A 19,545-nucleotide genomic window follows, 5' to 3' on the forward strand; every position below is an offset into this window, starting at 1 on the left:
CCGGCGACGTTCACATCCGTCGATGGATTGGGCTAGCGTGGCGATCATGGAGCAGATCCGGATCACCCGACGCGCCCTGCTCGTCGGCGGCGCGGCCGCCGCCCTGACCGCGACGGCGCTGCGCGCCGACGCGGCGACCGGGGAGCAGCGCTTCCTCCTCGGCACGTACACCCGGTCGGGCGGCCGGGGCATCGCCGTCGGCCGGCTCGACCCGGTGACGGGCGCGCCGACGGTCGACGCGTGGACCGACGCCGTCGAGGACCCGTCGTGGCTGGCCGTCTCCGGCCCGACCCTGTACGCGGTCAGCGAGACCCCGGCGGGCGCCGCGCACGCGCTGCGCCTGGGCGCGGACGGCGCCCCGCAGCCGCTGAACAGCCGGCCGACCGGCAACGGGCCCGCCCATGCGGCGGTCTCCCCCGACGGCGCGTTCCTCGTCACCGCCATGTACGGCGGCGGCACCGTGGCCGTGCACCCGCTGGCGGCCGACGGCACGGTGGGCGAGGCGTCGGACGTCCAGCGGCACGGCGAGGGCGCGCACCCGCACCAGGTGGTGTTCGCCCCGGACGGCGCGGTGCTGGTCGTCGACCTGGGACTCGACGCCGTCGTCAGCTACGCCCTCGACGGCGACGGCAGGCTTACCAAGACGTCGCGGGCCGCGTTCCCGGCCCGCACCGGGCCGCGGCACCTGGCGTTCGACCCGGCCGGCGACCGCGCCTACGTGGCGGGCGAGCTGAACTCCACCGTGACCGTGTGCGGCTACGCCGACGGGGTGCTGACCCCCGGTGCGAGCGTGTTCACGCTGCCCCCGCAGACCGGCGTCGCGAACTTCCCCGGCGAGATCGCCGTGGCCCCGGGCGGCGGTCACGTCTACGTGTCCAACCGCGGCCACAACTCCGTCGCGGTCCTCACCGTCACCGCGGACGGCCTCACGTTCACCGATGCGCACCCCTGCGGCGGCGACTGGCCGCGTCACCTGGCGCTCGACCCCACCGGCGGCTGGCTCTACGTCGCCAACCAGCGCTCCGGCGACGTCAGCTGGTTCTCCGTCGACCCGGCGACCGGCAGGCCGACCCCGGCCGGCACGCTGGCCGCGGCCGGCGTCGCCCAGGTGCTCATCGCCTAGAGCAGCTGCAGCAGGGCCTCGATCACCAGCCAGATGCCGAAGGCGAAGAACAGCAGGGCCGCGCCGATGCGGATCGTGCGCTCCGGCAGGTGCCGGCCGAGCTGGCGGCCCACCAGGATCGCCAGGGCGTCGGCCGCGACCATGCCGACGGTCGAGCCGAGCCACGTGCCGAACCAGCCGTGCTGGGTGGCCAGGGTGATCGTCGCCAGCATCGTCTTGTCGCCCAGCTCGGCGAGGAAGAACGCCACCGTGACGGCGATGATCGCCGAGCGCCGGGTGCGGGCCGCCCGCGCCTGCTCGTCCTCGGTGAGGCTGTCGCCGCGCAGCGTCCACGCGCCGAAGGCGAGGAACGCCACGCCCGCGATCAGGGAGATCCAGTCGGTCGGCAGGGTGGCGCCCAGCCCGTAGCCCACGCCGACCGACACCGCGTGCACGACGGCGGTGGCGACGGTGATGCCGATCAGCACCGGCCACGGCTTGAACCGGGTGGCGAACGTGAGCGCCATGAGCTGGGACTTGTCGCCCAGCTCGGCGATGAAGATGACGACGAAGCTCAGTACGGTCGCGGCAAGGACGCCGTCCATGAAGACCCTTTCCCGGTCGTGGGCCGGGAGCGGGGACGCGTGGCGACCTCGACCCGGCTGATGCAGCCAGAGCCGAAGGTCTCGCCCGCCGTCGCCCGTGAGGGGCGGGGCCGCGTGGCCGGGCGCCGGAGCGCCAGTGTGTCGACCACGACGTTGGGAGCTACTCCCCTTCGCTGCATCCGAGCCTAGCCGACCCGGCGGCCCTGCCGCGCCGCGGCCTTGGTCACAGCCGGTGGCGCCGGCCACGCTGCGCCGCCCGGCATGAGGTGCGCGAGCTGCTGGTACCAGCGGTACGCCATCAGCCGGTAGCCGCGCGGCGTCGGGTGCAGCCCGTCGCGGGTGTCCGCCCAGCGCACCACGGCCATCTCGGCGAGGCGGACCCGCGGCCCGCGGGCCGCGGCGAGCAGCCGCACCTGCGAGTTGTACGCCAGCATCAGCGGCGCGGCGCGGGCCCGGCCGGGGCGGGCGGCGAACTGGCCCTGGGTGGGCGTGACGATGAGCGTGGCCACGACCACCCGCACGTCGGGCGACCAGGCGAGGATGGTGTCGACCAGGTCGGCGAGGCGCACCGGCGCGTACCCGGGGTCGATGCCCTGGATCATGTCGTTGGTGCCCAGGTCGAGCAGCACGACGTCGGGGCGGGCGGCGGCCAGCCAGCCGCCGACCCGGCCGCGCGCCTCGGTGATCGTCCACCCGCTGTGGCCCTCGTGGTCGATGTCGGGGCCGGTGCCGTCGCGCTGCGAGCCGACGAAGTCGTGGTGCACCCCGGCCGCCGTCAGCAGGGCGCCCAGCTCGCGGCGGTAGCCGTCGCGCAGGCGGTCGCCGCGGCCCAGGGTGATGGAGTCGCCGAGCGGCATGATCCGCAGCGGGCGCAGGGCGCTGCCGCGGGGGGCGCGGGCGGCGGCGGGCTCGATGCCGGCCAGCGCGGCGGCGGCCGCCGGGGCGCCGGGTGCGGCGCCGGTCCCGGCGGGCGGCGGCGCGACGCCCGCGACGGGCGGGGCGGCGGTCGCGGCGCCGGCGGCGGGCAGCGCCGCGCCGGCGGGAGCGGTGGCAGGGGCGGCCGCGGGCCCGGCGGCCGGACCGGTGGCGGGAGCGGCCGCGGGTCCGGGGGACGGGGCGGCCGGCGCGGCCGGGGCGCGGGGCGGTGGCGTGGTCCCGCAGGCGGCGAGCGCGAGCACGCCGAGCAGGGCCAGCGCGCGCAGGTGGGCGACAGTCCTCACGTACTCCGTTCGGCCGTCTCCCCTGCGCACTGCAACATCATGATCTTTTCAACAATCGGCGCAAATCGGCACGCCAGGGACGGCCGAGACGTTACGGGGCAGCAACGCGCGCGGCAGGATGGAACGCGATCGTCCCGCCACCGGAGGAGCCACCGTGAAGCTCGGCCTGCACTACTGGAACTTCGCCACCCCGGCCGACCCGGCCCGCATCGCGCCCACCCTCGGCGCCACGGCGCGCCTCGCTGAGGACGCCGGGTTCGACTCGTTCACCGTCATGGACCACTACTTCCAGATGGAGGCGTCCGCCCCGGCCGACGAGCCGATGCTGGAGGGCTACACGACCCTGGGCTACCTCGCCGCCCGCACCGAGCGGATGACCCTCGGCCTGCTCGTCACCGGCGTCATGTACCGCTACCCCGGCCTGCTGGCGAAGATCGTCACCACCCTGGACGTGCTGTCCGGCGGCCGGGCCCGGCTCGGCATCGGCGCGTCCTGGTACGAGCGCGAGCAGGTCGGCCTCGGCGTGCCCGTGGTGCCCGTGGCGGAGCGCTTCGAGCGGCTGGAGGAGACGCTGCAGATCTGCGACCAGATGTGGAGCGAGAACAACGGCCCGTACGAGGGCCGGCACTACCGGCTCGCCGAGACGCTGTGCGTGCCGCAGCCGCTCGGCCGCCCCAAGATCCCCGTGATGATCGGCGGCGGCGGGGAGAAGAAGACGCTGCTGCTGGTCGCGCGGTACGCCCAGCTGTGCAACCTGTTCGGCACCTCCCCCGACGACGTCGCCCGCAAGCTCGACGTGCTGCGCGCCCACTGCGAGGCCGAGGGCCGCGACTACGACGACATCACCAAGACCGTGCTGATGGTGCGCCCGCCGCTGGCCGACGTGGACGCCTGGCTCGCCGACGCGGAGGCGTACGCGGCCCTGGGCGTCACCGAGGTGCAGACGATGCCGGCCGGCGATCCCATCGCGTTCACCGAGCAGTTCGCCGAGAAGGTCATCCCGCGGCTCGGCTGAACACCGCCCGCCACCGGGTGCGGCCGTCGTCCCCGGTGAACCGCTCGACGTCAGCGGCCGTCAGCCCGGCGGCCGCGAACGCGTCGACCTCGTCGCGGCGCAGCCGCCAGGGCGGGCCGTCCTCCTCGTCCACGCCGTCGGGCAGCACCCCGGCGAGCAGCAGCAGCGTGCCGCCGGGGGCGACGAACCCGGCGATGTGCCGGGTGACGAGCGGGCGCAGCGACCGCGGCACCGACTGCACGGTCAGGCTCTCGACGACCAGGTCCCACGCGCCGGCCCACTGGGCGGGCGGGTCGGTCAGGTCGGCGGTGCGGTAGCGCACGGCGGAGCCGGGGTGCCGGGCCCGGGCGGTGCGCACCGCGGTCTCCGCCACGTCGAACGCGGTCACCTCGAAACCGAGCCCGGCCACGTGCTCGGCGTCGTCGCCGAGCCCGCAGCCGACGACGAGCGCCCGCCGGCCGCGCCCCTCGACCCCCTCGCGGGCGAACCACCCGGCCACGTACGGGTTGGGCCCGCCCCGGTCCCACGGGATCTCCGCCTCCCCCGCCGCGGCCTGCCGGTACAGCCGCTCGAACCACGCCGCGGGCGCCTCGTCGCTCATCGCCCCACCGTAGTCAGGCCTCGACGACCTCCCGCCCGAGCGGCCACAGCGCCGCGGGCACGAGCTTGACGTTCGCAAGCGGTCAGCGGCCGGCGTTCCATTCGAGGACGACGCGCCGGTCGTGCTCGTACCCGAGGACCGACAGGGTGCCCGTGTCCAGGCGCAGGCGGCCGCCCGCGGACGCCGGCCAGCCGATCCAGCGGGCGCCGGCCACCCGCAGGGCGTGGCCGTGGGCGACGAGGGCGACGTCGCCGCCCGCGGTGTGGCCGACGGCGGCGTCGAGGACGCGGTCGAGGCGGGTGGCGACCTGGTCGGGGCTCTCGCCGTCGGGGCAGCCGTCGGTCCACAGGTCCCAGCCGGGAACGTGGGAGCGGATCTCGCGCGTGGTGATGCCCTCGTACCGGCCGTAGTTCCACTCGGTGAGGTCGTCGGTGACGTCGGTGACGGTGAGGCCGGCGAGTTCCGCCGTGCGCAGGGCGCGGGTGCGGGGGCTGCTCAGGACGGCCGCGAAGGTGCGGCCGGCCAGGCGCACGCCCACGTCGCGGGCCTGTTGCTCGCCGACCGGGGTGAGGTCGAGGTCGGTGTACGAGGTGTGCCGCCCGTTGGCGCTCCACTCGGTCTGGCCGTGCCGGATCAGGACGATCTCCGCCATGGCCTGGACGGTACGGCATCGGGCGCGCCGCGGCCCGGGAAAAAAGTTGTGAGTGAGTGACTCACTCACCTATAGTCGCCCGGGTGAGCCGCGCCCCCCGCATGACGCCCGACGAGCGCCGCTGCATGCTCGTCGAGGCCACCCTGCCCCTGCTCGCCCGGCACGGCCTCAAGGTGACCAGCAAGCAGATCGCCGAGGCGGCCGGCGTCGCCGAGGGCACGGTGTTCAAGGCGTTCGGCGACAAGGACAACCTGGTCCGCGCCGCCCTGTCGCGCGGGCTCGACCCCGAGCCGATCCTGGCCGAGCTGGCCGCGGTCGACATGGGCGCTCCGGTGCGCGAGCGGGTCGGCGTCGTCACCGACATCCTCCGGCGCCGGTTCATCGCCGTCTTCGAGCTCATGCTCGCGGTCGGCGTCCAGGGCCCGCCGGACGAGGCGCGGCGCTGCCGCGACGACGCGCAGACGCAGCACGCCCGCATCCTCGCCGAGGTCCAGCGCATCCTCGCGCCGGACGCGGGCGAATTCCGGTTGCCCCTGCCCGACGTGGTGCGCATCATGCGCCTGCTGACATTCGCGGGTTCGCACCCGCTCATCACCGACGGGCAGCCGCTGTCCGTCGACGAGATCACCGTCGTGCTCCTCGACGGCATGCTCCGATCCGACTCGAACGGGGGCAGCACCACGTGCTGATCAGGCTACTGAGGACCTACCTGCGGCCGTACACCCGGCTGCTCACCGCCGTCGTGGCGCTGCAGTTCGTCGGCACCATCGCCTCGCTGTACCTGCCGCGGCTCAACGCCGACATCATCGACCGGGGCGTCGCGCTCGGCGACACCGGCTACATCATGCGCACCGGCGGCTGGATGCTCGCCGTGTCGCTCGTCCAGATCGCCTGCTCGATCGGGGCCGTCTACTACGGCGCCAAGGCGGCCATGAGCTTCGGCCGCGACCTGCGCGCCGGCATCTTCCACACCGTCGGCGGGTTCTCCGCCCGCGAGGTCGGCCAGTTCGGCGCGCCGTCGCTCATCACCCGCACCACCAACGACGTGCAGCAGGTGCAGATGCTCGTCGTGGTCACCTGCACGATGCTCGTCATGGCGCCCATCATGTGCGTCGGCGGCATCGTCATGGCCCTGCGCGAGGACGTCGGCCTGTCGTGGCTGATGCTCGTCGCCGTGCCGGTCATGGTGCTCGCGATCGGGCTGATCATCCGCCGGATGGTGCCCGAGTTCCGGGTCATGCAGACCCGCATCGACACCGTCAACCGGGTGCTGCGCGAGCAGCTCACCGGCATCCGGGTGGTGCGCGCGTTCGTCCGCGAGCCCTACGAGACGCGCCGCTTCGGCCAGGCCAACGCCGACCTCACCGACACCGCGCTGCGCGTCGGCAAGCTGCAGGCGCTGATCTTCCCCGTCGTCATGTTCGTCTTCAACGCCTCCAGCGTGGCCGTGCTCTGGTTCGGCGCGTTCCGCGTCGACGCAGGTGTGATCGAGATCGGCGCGCTGACGGCGTTCCTGCAGTACCTCGTGCAGATCCTGATGTCGGTCATGATGGCCACGTTCATGGCGATGATGGTGCCGCGCGCGGCCGTCAGCGCCGAGCGCATCACCGAGGTGCTCGACACCGCGTCGTCGGTGGTGTCCCCGGCCGCGCCGGTGGCCGACCTGCCCGGGCGTGGCACCGTCGAGCTGCGCCACGTCGAGTTCGCCTACCCCGGCGCCGAGGCGCCCGTGCTGCGCGACGTCAGCTTCACCGCCGTCGCCGGCCGGACCACCGCCGTCATCGGCAGCACCGGCGCCGGCAAGACGACGCTGCTCGGGCTCATCCCCCGGCTGTTCGACGCCACCGGCGGCAGCGTGCTGGTCAACGGCGTCGACGTGCGGGAGGTCGACCTCGACGCCCTGTGGGACCGCATCGGCATCGTCCCGCAGCGGCCGTACCTGTTCTCCGGCACCGTCGCCAGCAACCTGCGCTACGGCAACCCGGACGCCACCGACGACCAGCTGTGGCGGGCCCTGGAGATCGCCCAGGCGAAGGACTTCGTCGCGGCGATGCCCGAGGGCCTCGACGCCCCGATCGCCCAGGGCGGCACGAACGTGTCCGGCGGCCAGCGCCAGCGCCTGGCCATCGCGCGGGCGCTGGTGCACGAGCCGGAGATCTACCTGTTCGACGACTCGTTCTCCGCGCTCGACCTCGGCACCGACGCGCGGCTGCGGGCCGCGCTGCGCCCGGTCACCGCCGACGCCACCGTCATCATCGTGGCGCAGCGGGTGTCGACCATCGTGGACGCCGACCAGATCGTCGTCCTGGAGGACGGCGCGGTCGTGGGCGTCGGCCGGCACGCCGAGCTGCTCGAGACCTGCCCGACGTACGTGGAGATCGTGGAGTCCCAGCAGACCGTGGGAGCGGCGGCATGAGCGAGCAACCGAAGACGTCCGCCGCCCCCGCCCGGCTGCCCGGCGGCAACCGCCGGCCGGCCGGCGGCCCCCCGTGGGCGAACGCCGGGATGCCGGCCGAGAAGTCCATGACGTTCTGGCCGTCGGCGCGGCGGCTCATCCACCGGCTGCGGCCGTACCGGATGGCGCTGCTGTCGGTCGTGGCGCTCGGCGTGGCCAGCGTCGGGCTCAGCGTCTACGTGCCGAAGATCCTCGGCCAGGCCACCGACATCATCTTCAGCGGCGTCATCGGCCGGCGGCTGCCGACCGGCAGCACCCAGGAGCAGGCCGTCGACGGGCTGCGCGCCGCCGGCAACGACAACCTGGCCGACATGCTCGCCCGGATGGACGTCACGCCCGGCGCCGGCGTCGACTTCACCGCGCTCAGCACGATCCTGGCCTGGGCCGTGGTGCTGTTCGTGCTGTCCAGCGTGCTCATGTGGGCGCAGGGCTGGATCCTCGCGGGCGTCGTGCAGCGCTCCATGTACGAGCTGCGCGCCGAGGTCGAGGCGAAGCTGCACCGGCTGCCGCTGCCGTACTTCGACAACCAGCCGCGCGGCGAGCTGCTCAGCCGCGTCACCAACGACATCGACAACGTGGCGCAGACCCTGCAGCAGACGCTGAGCCAGCTGCTCACCAGCCTGCTCACCGTCATCGGCGTCATCGTCATGATGTTCTGGATCTCGCCGCTGCTGGCGCTCATCGCGCTCATCGCCGTGCCGCTGTCGATGATCGTCACCCAGCAGATCGCGAAGCGCTCGCAGAAGCAGTTCATCGCGCAGTGGACGCACACCGGCACCCTCAACGCCCACATCGAGGAGGCGTTCACCGGCCACGAGCTGGTCAAGGTCTTCGGCCGGCAGAAGGAGGTCGAGGCGACGTTCGCGGCCCGCAACGCCGCCCTCTACGACGCCAGCTTCGGCGCCCAGTTCGTCAGCGGCATCATCATGCCGTCGATGTTCTTCATCGGGAACCTGAGCTACGTGGCGGTGGCCGTGGTCGGCGGCCTGCGCATCACGTCCGGCGCGATGAGCCTCGGCGACGTGCAGGCGTTCATCCAGTACAGCCGCCAGTTCACCCAGCCGCTGACCCAGGTGGCGTCGATGGCGAACCTGCTGCAGTCCGGGGTGGCGTCCGCCGAGCGGGTGTTCGAGCTGCTCGACGCCGCCGAGCAGTCGCCGGAGCCGGCCGCCCGCGAGGCCGCGCCGACCCGCGGGCGGGTCGCGTTCGAGGGCGTCGACTTCCGCTACCAGGCCGACACGCCGCTCATCGAGGACCTGTCGCTGGTCGCCGAGCCGGGCCAGACCGTCGCCATCGTCGGCCCCACCGGCGCCGGCAAGACGACGCTGGTGAACCTCATCATGCGGTTCTACGAGCTGGACGGCGGCCGCATCACCCTCGACGGCGTCGACGTCACCGAGCTGCGCCGCGACGAGCTGCGCTCGAAGATCGGCATGGTGCTGCAGGACGCGTGGCTGTTCGGCGGCACCATCCGGGAGAACATCCGCTACGGCCGCCCCGACGCGACCGAGGAGGAGATCCGCGCCGCCGCCACCGCCACCTACGTGGACCGGTTCGTGCACAGCCTGCCGGACGGCTACGACACGGTCATCGACTCCGAGGGCGGCAACGTCAGCGCCGGCGAGAAGCAGCTCATCACGATCGCCCGGGCGTTCCTCGCCGACCCCGCGCTGCTGATCCTCGACGAGGCCACCAGCAGCGTCGACACCCGCACCGAGGTGCTGGTGCAGCAGGCGATGGCGGCGCTGCGCACCGGGCGCACCAGCTTCGTGATCGCCCACCGGCTGTCCACCATCCGCGACGCCGACCTCATCCTGGTCATGGAGGACGGCCGCATCGTCGAGCAGGGCTCGCACTCCCAGCTGCTCGCCGCGGGCGGGGCGTACCGGCGGCTGTACGACGCGCAGTTCACGTCGGCGGCGGTGGACCTCGACGAGTCGGGCGCGGCGGCCGTCATGGCGCGGTGACGACCACCGCCACCGCGCCGAGCGGGATGGTGAGGGTGCGGCCGGCGCACGGGCCGGCCGCCGGGCGCACCCGCAGGTAACCGCGCGGCGCGGGGTCGTCGACGACGTCGGCCGCGAACGGCGCGGCGCCGGTCCCGCACGCCGCCGCGACGGCGCGTCCGCCCTCGGGCGTCAGGTGCACCAGCGATCGCGTCGCCGCGGCCGGGCGCGGCAGCAGCAGCCCGAGGGCCACCGCGGTCACCGTGGCCGCGGCGGCCAGGGCCGCGGCCAGCTGCCCGGCGCGGCGGCGCCGCTCGACGGCGAGGTACTCGGCCTCCACGTTGCGCAGGATGGCGGCCGCCAGCGCCTGCGCGCCGGGCTGGGCCCCGGCGGTCACCGGCTCGACCGCGCCCGCGACCGCCCGGGCGAACAGGACCGCGGCGACGGCCCACAGCACGAGGCCGGCGACCCCGGCGGCGCGGGCGGCGGCGGTGACCCCGGCCAGCGTCCCGAGCGCGCTGGCGCCGACCAGGCCGGCCGCCAGGAACCCGCTGATCGTGAAGGCGTTCTGCGCCCGTTGCCGCAGCTGGTCCGGCAGTCCGACGAGCCGGGTGTAGTAGGCGTTCGCCAGGGCGGTGGTGGCGGCGGCCGCGAAGGCGCCGGGCGCCGGGCCGTCCGGGGTCACGACGGCTCGTCCGCGCCGCCCACGGGCTCGGCGGTCCTGTCGGCCGGCACGGGGATGGACACGGTGGCGGGCGCGTCGGCCGCCGCCGGCGCGACGTGTCCCCACTGCCGCGCCTCGTCCGCGGTGAGGCGGACGTCCTGCCGCCCGGCCCGCGCCGCCTCGATCGCCCGCCGCCCGAACGCGCCGAGGCGGAACCGCTGGATCCCCGCCGGCAGCCGCGTCGTGTCGACCAGGACCCGCCTGGGGCGCCGCGGCTCCCGGCCGGCGAAGGTCAGCATCGGGTACACGCCGCCGTCCTGGGCGGGCAGCGCCATGCAGACCTCCGGCCCGGGCGCGGCGGCCCGCCGGTCGGCCTCCCGGCAGACCAGCATGACCACCGTGCCGTCGGCCCGCTCGTCCCGGATCCACACCTCGACGCCCTCGCCGGTGGCCGGCTGCCAGAACTCGTAGGACGGCATCGCGGGGCCCCTTCCGTGGCGCCGGACGGACCCGTCGACCGTCGCCCCGGGCGGCCGGTGGTGTCAAAGGGCGCGACGGTGATCCGACACCCCGCTCAGTGGCCCAGCAGGGCGCGCAGGGCCTCGGCGTCGCGCACGGCGTGGCCGTGACCGTCGTTATTGAAGTAGGCGTACACGTCGCGGCCCTGGGCGTCCCACTCGCCGATGCGGTCGGCCCACCAGCGCAGGTCGTCCGGCGGGTAGGAGCCGGCGTACAGGTGGTCGGGGTCGGGGCCGTGCAGGCGGACGTACACCAGGCTGGTGGTGGCGCGCAGCACGCACGGCAGCCGGGCGCCGCTCATCACGGTGTACGCGGCGCGGTGGCGTTCCAGCAGCGCGTACACGGCCTCGTCGTGCCAGCTGGGGTGGCGGAACTCGACGGCGACGCGGATCCAGGCGGGCAGCCGGCCGAGCAGGTCGCCCAGGCGGTCGTCGTCGCGCTCGTGGCCCGGGGCGAGCTGCACGAGCAGCACGGCCCGCCGGTCGCCCAGCTCGTGCAGGCCGGCGGCGATGCGGTCGACCCACTCCTGCGGGTCGGCGAGGCGGCGGGCGTGGGTGAGCCCGCGCGGCGCCTTCACCGACAGCCGGAACCCGGCGGGCAGCCGGCGCCGCCACCCGGCGAACACGGCCGGGCGGGGCCACCGGTAGAAGCTGGCGTTGAGCTCGACGGTGCCGAAGCGCCGCACGTAGTGGCCGAGCCGGTCGCCGACGGGTGTGCGCGGCGGGTAGAGCACGTCCTCCCAGTGCGCGTAGCTCCACCCCGAGGTTCCCACGTGGATCGCCATACGACGGTCGTGCCCGCCGGGTGCCCGGATCAATCGGCTCGCCGTGTGCCGGCGGCCGCGGGCCGCCACACTGGTGGGGTGATCCCGCAGAGCTGGCCGCTGTTCGCCACCCTCCCCTCCCCCGCCGACGACGACGAGGTGTGGGCGGTCATCGGCTGGGAACAGCCCGACCGCCCGGGCCAGACGATGCGCGCCTACCTGGTGGCGCTCGGCGCGGGCGAGGCGGCCGGGGAGCAGCGGATCGCGTTCCCGGCCGCGGTGTGGCCGTCGGCGCAGGCGGCGCGTGAGTCCGGGCCGGGCCCGGGCGACGGCGCCTTACCGGCCGGCAACGGGCCCCGGCATTGACCGGCGGCGCCGGGACCGGCCCGGCGTTCGGGGTGGTGCTGGTGCCGCCGCCGGACGTGGCGCGGGAGATGACGGCGTACGCCCGCGCCGCCGCGGGCGACGGCCCGGTCAGCGTGCTCGGCGAGCGCCGGCCCGCGCACGTGACGCTCGCCCACGCCCGGTGCGACGCGGCGACGTTCGCGGCGTGGTGGGACGGGGTGCGCGCCGCGGTGCCGGCCACCGTCGCGGTGCGGTTCAGCGGGGCGCTGGTGGCGCCGGTGCCGCCCGGGGACACCTACGTGCCGCAGGGCGGCACCTACGTCGGGCTGGAGGCGGTGCGGCGGCCGGAGCTGGAGCTGGCGCACCGGGTGGTGCTGGGGCTGGCCGCGGGCCTGGGCGCCGCGCCGATGGGCGCGGTCGGCGACGACTTCCGCCCGCACGTGACGCTGGCCGTGCTGGGCCGCGGCGTCACCGTGACGCTGCCGCCCGTGCCGCCCGATCTGGTGGCCGGGCCGGTGGCGCTGCGGCTCGCCGCCGGGCCGCTCGGGGAGTACGGCACGTTCCCGGACCTGCGCCTGGCGTAGCGCGCGGGCCCGGGAACGGTGCCGGTCAGAACTTCTCGAGGACCACGCCGGCGCCACGCGGGTCGCCGTCGTGCACCAGCGACTCCTGGGCGGCGACGTCGTCGAAGGCGAAGCCGTAGGCCTTGCCGTCGGCGTGCGCCTCGTGCACCACCTTCGAGTAGAAGTTGGTGACGTCGCCCTGGTAGAACTGCGCGGGCTCGTACGTCGGCGCGGTGTGGATCTTGCCCAGCGTCGAGCGGTTGAACGAGGCGCACAGGCTGCGGGCGATGGGGCCGCCGACCGCGTCGTTCGGGGCGACCAGGGCGCCGTCGCAACCCCACACGTCGGCGGTGGCCGGCTTGCGGATGGAGTAGACCTGCTTGCCGGCGCCGTCGGTGAAGTTCATCGTCTGGCCGGAGGCGTCGGTGCGGCCGAAGAACTTCTTGCCCGGCTCCAGCTGGAACGGCACCACGGTCAGGGTCTGGCTCTTGTACGTGTTCCAGACGCTGCTGATGTAGCCGTCCAGGTAGGTCCGGCTGAACGTGCCGGCGTCGGCGGCCTTGCCGGGCGCCAGGGCGCGCAGCTTGACGCCGTCGTCGCGGGTCACGACGGTGCCCTTCCAGTCGGGGTCGGCCGACAGGGCGGCGAACACCTTCTCGCGGCCGCCGGGCTTGATGGCGCCGGTGACCCGGGTCTTGCCGGCGGCGGTGGTGACGCTGACGGCGTGCGGGATGGCGAAGTGGTCCACCTGCGAGCTGTTGATCCACAGGCCGCTGCTGTTGAACGTGAACTCGGTCCAGTCGAACAGCACGTCGGCGTTGTCGTCGGCCGGGTTCTGCACGGCGGGCTGGACGAGGCCGTCGGGGGTCAGCTTGAAGGTGAGCTTGTCGCCGAACGAGAAGTACAGCCGGCCGGACAGCCCGCGCGGGACCTGCACGGTGACGCCGTCGCCGTCGCGGGGGCCGTCGACGGAGACGTCCGGGGCGGGCACGGGCGGGTTGGCGCCGCCGCTCCACGGCGTGAACGCGCCGGCCCTGTCGACGTAGCCGAGCTTGCCGTTGAGCTCGCCGAGCATGTACAGGTGCACGGCCTCGCCGCGGCCGGACTTGTTCGTCACGCGCAGCGGCAGCAGGTTGGAGCCGGGCCCGGTGGTCGGGTTCGCGGGGGTGTCGCCGGCGGGCGGCGCGGTGGTGGCGGGCGGCGCGGTGACCGGGGCGGTGGTCGGCGCGGCCGGCGGGGCGGTGCTCGGCTTGCCGCTGGCCGGCGGGGCGGTGGTCGGGTTGCCGCTGCCGCCGCCGGTGCACGAGGCGCCGTTGAGCTTGCAGTTGAGCGGGCTGCCGGGGCCGACGCCGATGAGGCCGAAGGTGACCGACGCGCCGGGGGCGACCGCGCCGTTCCACTCGCGGTTGGTGAAGGCGTGGTGCTGGCCGGCGCTGGTGCCCAGGCCGTCCCAGAAGCTGCCGACCGTGGTGCCGGCGGGCAGGTCGAACTCGACCTTCCAGGAGGTGAGCGGGGTGGTGCCCTCGTTGCGGATCGTGTACTGGCCCTGCCAGCCGGCCCCCCAGTCGGAGGTCTTCGCGAACGTGGCGGTGGGCGCGGCGGCGGACGCGGGCAGCGCGACGACGACGGCCGCCGTGCCGGTGGCGGCCACCGCGGCCGCGGTGAGGATGAGTGCGCGGGATCGGCGCATGAAGTCGTGGCCTCCGGGGGACGAGGTTGATCGACGGAACGCGCCTTTTCTAACCGCCGCCGGGCGAGCGTGTCCAACCGCCCCGTCGCGGCGAGAGACCGCTCTCTTCTTGTACTAAATGGACATAACGTCTTCTTATTTTTCGTTATGAGGAAGGCGGCCGCCGGTCCCGGGCCCGCGGCGGGGCGGCGCGCGGCGGCGATCCGAGACCAAAAGTTTGCGGGCACCAAAGGTTCTCCACAGATAGCGACATCATACTTGAACGCGTTCAAGTGCAGTGCGAGACTGATCGCATGAGCGTGACCATGGAGGACACCCGGCGGGCGGGGCTGCTCGCGAGCGCCGGCCGCACCCTGCTCGCCGCATCCGCCGCCGGCCTCATGACCGGCGGCGCGACCGGCTCGATGGTGCCCGGGCTCGGCACCCTCGTCGGCGCCGCCGTCGGGCTCGCCCTCGGCTTCGCGGTCGGCCTGCTGACCGTGCCGGCGCTGCTCGCCGCCGGGCACCGCCGGCCGCACCTGGGGCCCCGGGCGGCCCGGGCGATCGTGGCCGCCTGCCCGATCGCCCTGCTGACGCTGACGGCGGCCGGGCTGCTGGCGGCTTCCGGCGCGCCGGACGCGTTGACGGTCTACGTCACCGTGACGCCGCTGCTGCTCGCCGGGCCGGCCGCGTGGTTCGCCGCGCCGTGGTGCCTGGCGCCCTGGCAGGAGGACCTCGACACGCCGCGGGCCCGGCGCGACCTCGTGCTGGCCGTGTTCGCCGCGCCCGCCGTGGTGGCGTGCGCGGTGGCGTTCACGGTGCTGAACTCCGGCGGGTGACCGTCAGGGGCGGTCGCGGTGCTGCCAGAAGTTGAGGCGGCGGATGGCCGGGCGGTCGCCCGCCGCCGCCAGCGCCCGCACCTCGTCCTCGCGCCCGTGCTCCAGCAGCAGGTCGAGCATCTTGCCGTGCGCGGCGTGCGTGTCGACGCCCGCCGCCACCAGCCGGCGCAGCTCGTCGAGCGCCTCGTCCAGCCGGCCCGAGCGCACCAGCAGCGCCGACAGCCAGAACCGGGCCCGCTCCGCGGTCGCCGCCTCCGCGCGCAGGGCGGCCTCGTCGCCGCGGCGCACGTACAGCTCCATGAGGGTGACGAACGCCGGGTCGTGGCCCGCGGCGCCCATCGCCCGCAACTCGTCGACGCGGTCCTGGTCGACCAGCACCTCGAGGGTGGCGATGGCGGCGCACCGGTCGCCGGCGTCGGCCAGGGCGTGCAGTTCGGCCTCGCGGCCGGTCGCGGCCAGCTCGGCGGTGCGGCGCGCGCAGGCCGCCTCCTCGGCGTCGGAGCCGTGCACCGCGTACCGGTGCGCGGCGCCGTAGTACGACCAGCCGGACTGCTGGTCGGCCGGCTCGGTGACATCGAATGTCATGGACATGTGGCTCCTCAGGTCGGCACCGAGGATAGCCGCTTGACGTGCACCGTCTTGTCCGTGAAACGCGGGCCGCGCGACTCGATCACCGCGGGCGCACCGAGAAGATCCTCGATGGCCTCGCGCCAGTCGCCCGGCCGCTCGGGCGTGTCGGGCACCGCCCGCTCCAGCAGGGCGGTGAGCGCCGACTGGTGCGCCAGGTCGCCCGCGCGGCCCGGCACGAGCCGGGTCAGCGCCGCGCCGTCGACGGTGTAGCCGCGGCAGATGCCCAGCGCCGGGGCCCGGCCGGGCGCGTCGAGGTGGGTGATCGCGAGCGCGTCCAGCCCGCCGCACACCTCGGCGGCGTAGCGGTGCGCGACCGCGTCGAAGTGGCCGGTGCGGAAGGCGCCCTGCCACTCCCCCGTGCCGTTGTGCGGCTCGGGCAGGCCCAGGTCCGCCTCGGTCACCAGCGGCCCCGCGCCGTGCCGGGTGGTGTACGTGCGCACCACGCCGAGGCGCAGCACGCCGGGGCACAGCGCGGCGGCGTTGGCGAACGTGGTCGTCGACCAGGTCGTGTACGGGTGCCAGCCGAACCACTCGTCCAGCAGCACCCCCTGGGCGCCCTCGAACACGCACGGTCCGGCGGCGAGCAGCTCCGGCACCAGCGCGCCGATCCGCACCGCCGCGCCGAACGCCGCGAACGCGGCCACCACGTCGTCCAGCGGCGGGGCGTCCAGCGGCCCGTACGCCGCGGTGAGCCGGTCGCGCACCGCGGCGAGCCGCCGGCGCAGCACCGCTGGGGTGCGCACGTCGGCGACCCGCGGCGCGTCGGCGTTGCTCAGGGCGTACTCGACGGTCTGCCCGACGCCCATGCCGCACGAGCCGTGCCGGGCCCGGCCGCGGCGCCGCTCGCGGACCCGGTTGGCGGCGGCGTGCCACGGCGTGGCGAGCAGCGCGTCCGGGTCGGCGCTGACCAGGCCGAACGGGTCGCCGACCCCGAGGCCGCGCAGGTGCGCGGCCTCGGCGGCCAGGGCGAGCGGGTCGACGACGGCGAACCGCGACAGGTGCGTCGGGACGCCGTGGAACGTGCCCGCGCCGAACTGGGCGAAGGTGTGCTCCCGCCCGTCCGGGGTGACCACGTTGTGCCCGGCCTGCGCGCCCCCGTTGAACCGGATCACCGCGGCGACCGGCCCCTGCGCGCAGAGCGTGTCCACGACGGTGCCCTTGCCCGCGTCGCCGTAGCCGAGGTCGACCACGGCGACGTGGGTGTCGAGAGTGGTCACAGCCGCACGGTCCCGCCGGCCGGGCCGCCCGCCGGGTCGGCCGCCGGGCCGCTGGGCCGCGGCAGGCCGCCCCGCACGACGGCGCCCCGGCCGGCGCCGACCGTGGCGAGCGCCCGGCCGACGGTGGCGCCGGCGGTCGAGCCCAGGTCGGCCAGGTCGGCCACGCCGGCGGCGAGGTCGATGGCCTCCTCGCCCAGCCCGACGGTCAGCGCGATGGTCTCGCAGACGGCGTCGAGGTCGTCGAGCTCGATGACGTTCTGCCCGAGCAGGGCCCGCCACCGGCCGAGGATCGTCGCGTCGCCGGCGTGGGCGGCGCCCGACGGCAGGATGTAGTAGACGTCCCAGCTGCGCTGCAGCTCCGCGACGATCGCCTCGACCGCGATGGGCTCGGCCAGCTCGTCGCCGATGACCGCGCGGACCTCCTTCGGCTTGACGGCCGCGTACGGCAGCTCGTCGCCGATGAGGAACAGGTAGCCGCGGCGGCCCCGCTTCCGCACGGCGTCCAGCGCGGTGTGCCGGGCCATGAAGTACATCGCCAGTTCGTACGACTCGGTGCGCTGGCCGCCGCCCCCGCCCTCCAGCACGATCTTGGCCAGGTCGTCGTCCATCCGGTTGTCGCTCTCGAACTGGCCGATCTGCAGCGGCACCCGGTCGCAGGTGGCGTCGCCGACGGCGCCGAACAGGATCTGCGGGTCGGCGGCGTAACCCTTGCGCAGCAGGAGCCCGAGCAGCTGCGGCAGCTTGGTCTGCAGCTGCCGCGGCACGCCGCGCATCGAGCCGGTGACGTCGAACAGCACGGCGATCGGCGTCGACCGCGGGTGCTCCGCGCTGTCGCGGGCCTCCCGGGCGCCGACGCCCTTCGGGTCGAGGTCGGCGTGGACGGTGCGGGCGCCGCTGTCGCTGTAGGCGAAGGCGCTCGTGCCGGTGGCCGCGCGGTAGCTCGCGGCGGCGGCGTAGACGTCGGTGGACCAGCGTCCGCTTCCCATGGTGGTGCTCCTCTCTCAGGCCGGGACCGCGTAGGGGCGGAACCGGCGGGGGCCGTACTCGGTGTGCAGCACCTCGTCGAGCTCGGCGAGCAGCGCCCAGGCGTCCTGGGGCCGCATCCGGGGCGCGGCGAGCGTGCAGCCGTCGGCGAAGCGGCGCAGGCGCTCGGGCAGCCGGGGCCCGATCAGCCGGCGCAGGGTGCCGGTGGCGAGGTGGATGTCGGTGGCGGCGGTGGCGGGCCGGCGGGCCGGCACCTCGGGCGGGTAGTGCTCGCGGTGCCGGGCGACCAGCGCGGGCAGCGGCTCGCCGGGGCGGGCCGAGTAGCACCAGTCGACGAGCACGACGCCGTGCCGCTGCGGGTGGATCAGCACGTGCTCGGGCAGCACCGCGCCGTGCACGACGCCGGCCCGGTGCGCCCAGCCGAGCCCGGCCAGCAGCCGCCGCCACATCCAGGCGGCGTCGCGCGGGTCGACGCCCCCGGGTGTGCGCGCGGCGACCTCGGCGAGGCTGACGAAGCCGTCGAGCCGCTCCAGGACGGTGACGCTGCGGCGCTCGCCGGTGGCGGGGTCCTCGTGGGTGAACGTCTCGATCAGTTCGGGGGCGTAGGCGCGGTGCCGCGGGTCGCCGTCGCGGCGCAGCCGGGTCAGCGCGTCGGCCTCGCGGCGCAGCAGGTCGCTGTCGGCCGCCGCGCGGGGCAGCTTCAGCACGCCGGCTGTGCCGCCGTCGGCGACCGGGTACAGGTCGACGATGTCGCCGGCGGCCAGTCGCGGGCCGAGGGTCCAGCGGTGCCGCCGGGTGGTGAGCACGCCGCCGCCGGTGTGCAGGGCGGTCAGCCGGGCGAAGGCCGCCGCCGCTTCCGCGCCGCGACCCGCGGGCGCGACGTCGGGGTGCACCATCTTCACGAGCCGCCGGTACGACGCCACCGCCGTCAGCTCCTCGCCGGTGCGCGCCCCGGCGATGAGCGCGACGGCCTCGTCGAACGTCATCGGACCCGCTCCTCGGTGGCGGGCCGCAGCAGGGCCGGGTGCAGCAGCGTGGCGTCGCCGGCGCGGTACAGCTTCGGGCGGGGGCCGCCGCGCTCGGCGCCCCGCTCGGCGGTGCGCCCGGTGCCCTCGACGAAGCCGGGCACGGACAGCACCTTGCGGTGGAAGTTTCCGGCGTGCAGGTCCTCGCCCCAGACCGCCGCGTAGACGGCGCGCAGCTCGGCGATGGTGAACTCGTCCTGCACGAACGCGGTGGCCAGCGGCGTGTACTCCAGCTTGGACCGGGCTCGCTCGAGGCCGTCGGCCAGCACGGTGTCGTGGTCGAACGCCAGCGCGCCCGCCGCGGCCACCGGCACCCAGTGGGCGGCGGCCGCGTCGCCGCCGGCCCGCGGGTCGGGCAGGCTGGGCGCGAAGGCGAGGTAGGCGACCGACACGACGCGCATCCGCGGGTCGCGGCCCGGGTCGCCGTACGTGCGCAGCTGCTCGAGGTGGACGCGGTCGAGGGCCCGCTCGCCGGCGCGCAGGCCGGTCTCCTCCGCCAGCTCGCGGCGGGCGGCCGCGTCGAGCGTCTCGTCCTGCACGAAGCCGCCGGGCAGGGCGCGCCGGCCGAGGTAGGGGTGGCCGGCGCGGTCGACGAGCAGGACGTGCAGGGCGCCCTCGCGGATGGTCAGCGCCACGACGTCGACGGTCACGGCGATCGCCGGGTAGTCGGCCGGGTCGTACTCCGCCAGGAACTCGCGCTCGGTCTTTCTCGTCATGAGAACAACCTAGCG

Annotated in this window: 21 protein-coding genes; 8 read left to right on the forward strand and 13 right to left on the reverse strand. The window is 75.2% G+C overall.

Going from position 1 to position 19,545, the window contains the following annotated elements; translation table 11 throughout:
* Positions 1-46 precede the first annotated feature (46 nt).
* Entirely contained in the window at positions 47-1,123 is a 1,077-nt protein-coding gene (locus tag Sya03_RS23715; protein ID WP_203940604.1) for a lactonase family protein, read from the forward strand.
* On the opposite strand, the gene Sya03_RS23720 is transcribed toward Sya03_RS23715, so the two are convergent.
* Together Sya03_RS23720 and Sya03_RS23725 are read right to left on the reverse strand one after the other, a co-directional pair.
* Positions 1,120-1,707 carry a TMEM165/GDT1 family protein gene (locus Sya03_RS23720; protein ID WP_203940605.1) on the reverse strand — a complete coding sequence of 196 codons (588 nt, stop codon included), beginning with the start codon at positions 1,705-1,707 and terminating at the stop codon, positions 1,120-1,122. The two genes, Sya03_RS23715 and Sya03_RS23720, sit on opposite strands and share 4 nt — an antisense overlap.
* A 185-nt stretch (positions 1,708-1,892) precedes the next feature.
* On the reverse strand, positions 1,893-2,927 hold the full coding sequence (locus Sya03_RS23725; RefSeq protein WP_203940606.1) for an SGNH/GDSL hydrolase family protein: 1,035 nt from the start codon (positions 2,925-2,927) through the stop codon (positions 1,893-1,895).
* Between the two features lie 154 nt (positions 2,928-3,081).
* Here Sya03_RS23725 and Sya03_RS23730 point away from each other — a divergent pair, with 154 nt between their 5' ends.
* A complete protein-coding gene (locus tag Sya03_RS23730) occupies positions 3,082-3,942 on the forward strand; it encodes an LLM class F420-dependent oxidoreductase (protein ID WP_239107795.1) in 861 nt (286 codons plus the stop codon).
* On the opposite strand, the gene Sya03_RS23735 is transcribed toward Sya03_RS23730, so the two are convergent.
* Together Sya03_RS23735 and Sya03_RS23740 are read right to left on the reverse strand one after the other, a co-directional pair.
* Entirely contained in the window at positions 3,923-4,543 is a 621-nt protein-coding gene (locus tag Sya03_RS23735) for a class I SAM-dependent methyltransferase (RefSeq protein WP_203940608.1), read from the reverse strand. The genes Sya03_RS23730 and Sya03_RS23735 overlap by 20 nt on opposite strands.
* Before the next feature lie 82 nt (positions 4,544-4,625).
* Complete coding sequence (locus tag Sya03_RS23740; protein WP_203940609.1) at positions 4,626-5,195, reverse strand: histidine phosphatase family protein; 570 nt, start codon at positions 5,193-5,195, stop codon at positions 4,626-4,628.
* A gap of 83 nt (positions 5,196-5,278) precedes the next feature.
* Here Sya03_RS23740 and Sya03_RS23745 point away from each other — a divergent pair, with 83 nt between their 5' ends.
* Genes Sya03_RS23745 through Sya03_RS23755 form a run of 3 tightly spaced genes read left to right on the forward strand, consistent with a single transcriptional unit; the run spans position 5,279 to position 9,617 of the window.
* Positions 5,279-5,884: a TetR/AcrR family transcriptional regulator gene (locus Sya03_RS23745; protein ID WP_203940610.1), complete on the forward strand. Its 606-nt coding sequence runs from the start codon at positions 5,279-5,281 to the stop codon at positions 5,882-5,884.
* Positions 5,878-7,611, forward strand: a complete 1,734-nt coding sequence (locus Sya03_RS23750) for an ABC transporter ATP-binding protein (RefSeq protein ID WP_203940611.1) — start codon at positions 5,878-5,880, stop codon at positions 7,609-7,611. Before Sya03_RS23745 ends, Sya03_RS23750 begins: the two co-directional genes overlap by 7 nt.
* Positions 7,608-9,617, forward strand: coding sequence for an ABC transporter ATP-binding protein (locus tag Sya03_RS23755; protein ID WP_275411478.1), 2,010 nt, complete (start codon positions 7,608-7,610; stop codon positions 9,615-9,617). Before Sya03_RS23750 ends, Sya03_RS23755 begins: the two co-directional genes overlap by 4 nt.
* On the opposite strand, the gene Sya03_RS23760 is transcribed toward Sya03_RS23755, so the two are convergent.
* The 3 genes from Sya03_RS23760 to Sya03_RS23770 form a co-directional block, all read right to left on the reverse strand.
* Complete coding sequence (locus Sya03_RS23760) at positions 9,604-10,281, reverse strand: hypothetical protein (protein ID WP_203940612.1); 678 nt, start codon at positions 10,279-10,281, stop codon at positions 9,604-9,606. The genes Sya03_RS23755 and Sya03_RS23760 overlap by 14 nt on opposite strands.
* Positions 10,278-10,739 (reverse strand): hypothetical protein, encoded by a 462-nt coding sequence (locus Sya03_RS23765; RefSeq protein ID WP_203940613.1) that lies wholly within the window; start codon positions 10,737-10,739, stop codon positions 10,278-10,280. The genes Sya03_RS23760 and Sya03_RS23765 overlap by 4 nt, the downstream gene beginning before the upstream one ends.
* Positions 10,740-10,834: 95 nt before the next feature.
* Positions 10,835-11,551, reverse strand: a complete 717-nt coding sequence (locus Sya03_RS23770; RefSeq protein WP_203940614.1) for a DUF72 domain-containing protein — start codon at positions 11,549-11,551, stop codon at positions 10,835-10,837.
* Positions 11,552-11,641: 90 nt separating this feature from the next.
* Between Sya03_RS23770 and Sya03_RS23775 the strand changes: the two genes are divergently transcribed.
* Both Sya03_RS23775 and Sya03_RS23780 read left to right on the forward strand, forming a co-directional pair.
* Complete coding sequence (locus tag Sya03_RS23775; RefSeq protein ID WP_203940615.1) at positions 11,642-11,908, forward strand: hypothetical protein; 267 nt, start codon at positions 11,642-11,644, stop codon at positions 11,906-11,908.
* Positions 11,905-12,471: a 2'-5' RNA ligase family protein gene (locus Sya03_RS23780; protein ID WP_203940616.1), complete on the forward strand. Its 567-nt coding sequence runs from the start codon at positions 11,905-11,907 to the stop codon at positions 12,469-12,471. Before Sya03_RS23775 ends, Sya03_RS23780 begins: the two co-directional genes overlap by 4 nt.
* A gap of 25 nt (positions 12,472-12,496) precedes the next feature.
* On the opposite strand, the gene Sya03_RS23785 is transcribed toward Sya03_RS23780, so the two are convergent.
* On the reverse strand, positions 12,497-14,140 hold the full coding sequence (locus Sya03_RS23785) for a beta-1,3-glucanase family protein (RefSeq protein ID WP_203940617.1): 1,644 nt from the start codon (positions 14,138-14,140) through the stop codon (positions 12,497-12,499).
* Between the two features lie 293 nt (positions 14,141-14,433).
* Between Sya03_RS23785 and Sya03_RS23790 the strand changes: the two genes are divergently transcribed.
* Positions 14,434-14,958, forward strand: coding sequence for a hypothetical protein (locus tag Sya03_RS23790; RefSeq protein WP_203940618.1), 525 nt, complete (start codon positions 14,434-14,436; stop codon positions 14,956-14,958).
* A 3-nt stretch (positions 14,959-14,961) separates the two neighbouring features.
* Here the strand turns inward: Sya03_RS23790 and Sya03_RS23795 are convergent, their stop codons facing one another.
* The 5 genes from Sya03_RS23795 to Sya03_RS23815 are packed head-to-tail and all read right to left on the reverse strand — an operon-like array spanning position 14,962 to position 19,530.
* Positions 14,962-15,543, reverse strand: coding sequence for a hypothetical protein (locus tag Sya03_RS23795; RefSeq protein WP_203940619.1), 582 nt, complete (start codon positions 15,541-15,543; stop codon positions 14,962-14,964).
* Positions 15,544-15,557: 14 nt separating this feature from the next.
* Positions 15,558-16,805 carry an adenylosuccinate synthetase gene (locus tag Sya03_RS23800; RefSeq protein ID WP_203940620.1) on the reverse strand — a complete coding sequence of 416 codons (1,248 nt, stop codon included), beginning with the start codon at positions 16,803-16,805 and terminating at the stop codon, positions 15,558-15,560.
* On the reverse strand, positions 16,802-17,791 hold the full coding sequence (locus tag Sya03_RS23805; RefSeq protein WP_203940621.1) for a hypothetical protein: 990 nt from the start codon (positions 17,789-17,791) through the stop codon (positions 16,802-16,804). The genes Sya03_RS23800 and Sya03_RS23805 overlap by 4 nt, the downstream gene beginning before the upstream one ends.
* A gap of 15 nt (positions 17,792-17,806) precedes the next feature.
* A complete protein-coding gene (locus Sya03_RS23810; RefSeq protein ID WP_203940622.1) occupies positions 17,807-18,775 on the reverse strand; it encodes a lipopolysaccharide kinase InaA family protein in 969 nt (322 codons plus the stop codon).
* Entirely contained in the window at positions 18,772-19,530 is a 759-nt protein-coding gene (locus Sya03_RS23815) for an NUDIX hydrolase (protein WP_203940623.1), read from the reverse strand. The genes Sya03_RS23810 and Sya03_RS23815 overlap by 4 nt, the downstream gene beginning before the upstream one ends.
* Positions 19,531-19,545: the final 15 nt, after the last annotated feature.

It is taken from the genome of Spirilliplanes yamanashiensis, assembly GCF_016863475.1.
Classification (GTDB): domain Bacteria; phylum Actinomycetota; class Actinomycetes; order Mycobacteriales; family Micromonosporaceae; genus Spirilliplanes; species Spirilliplanes yamanashiensis.

Excerpts from the sequence above, each read along its gene's own strand:
- Sya03_RS23715 (WP_203940604.1), top strand. The coding sequence starts at position 47 with ATGGAGCAGATCCGGATCACCCGACGCGCCCTGCTCGTCGGCGGCGCG.
- Sya03_RS23720 (WP_203940605.1), bottom strand. The coding sequence starts at position 1,707 with ATGGACGGCGTCCTTGCCGCGACCGTACTGAGCTTCGTCGTCATCTTC.
- Sya03_RS23735 (WP_203940608.1), bottom strand. The coding sequence starts at position 4,543 with ATGAGCGACGAGGCGCCCGCGGCGTGGTTCGAGCGGCTGTACCGGCAG.
- Sya03_RS23740 (WP_203940609.1), bottom strand. The coding sequence starts at position 5,195 with ATGGCGGAGATCGTCCTGATCCGGCACGGCCAGACCGAGTGGAGCGCC.
- Sya03_RS23755 (WP_275411478.1), top strand. The coding sequence starts at position 7,608 with ATGAGCGAGCAACCGAAGACGTCCGCCGCCCCCGCCCGGCTGCCCGGC.
- Sya03_RS23765 (WP_203940613.1), bottom strand. The coding sequence starts at position 10,739 with ATGCCGTCCTACGAGTTCTGGCAGCCGGCCACCGGCGAGGGCGTCGAG.
- Sya03_RS23785 (WP_203940617.1), bottom strand. The coding sequence starts at position 14,140 with ATGCGCCGATCCCGCGCACTCATCCTCACCGCGGCCGCGGTGGCCGCC.
- Sya03_RS23790 (WP_203940618.1), top strand. The coding sequence starts at position 14,434 with ATGAGCGTGACCATGGAGGACACCCGGCGGGCGGGGCTGCTCGCGAGC.
- Sya03_RS23795 (WP_203940619.1), bottom strand. The coding sequence starts at position 15,543 with ATGACATTCGATGTCACCGAGCCGGCCGACCAGCAGTCCGGCTGGTCG.
- Sya03_RS23805 (WP_203940621.1), bottom strand. The coding sequence starts at position 17,791 with ATGGGAAGCGGACGCTGGTCCACCGACGTCTACGCCGCCGCCGCGAGC.
- Sya03_RS23810 (WP_203940622.1), bottom strand. The coding sequence starts at position 18,775 with ATGACGTTCGACGAGGCCGTCGCGCTCATCGCCGGGGCGCGCACCGGC.
- Sya03_RS23815 (WP_203940623.1), bottom strand. The coding sequence starts at position 19,530 with ATGACGAGAAAGACCGAGCGCGAGTTCCTGGCGGAGTACGACCCGGCC.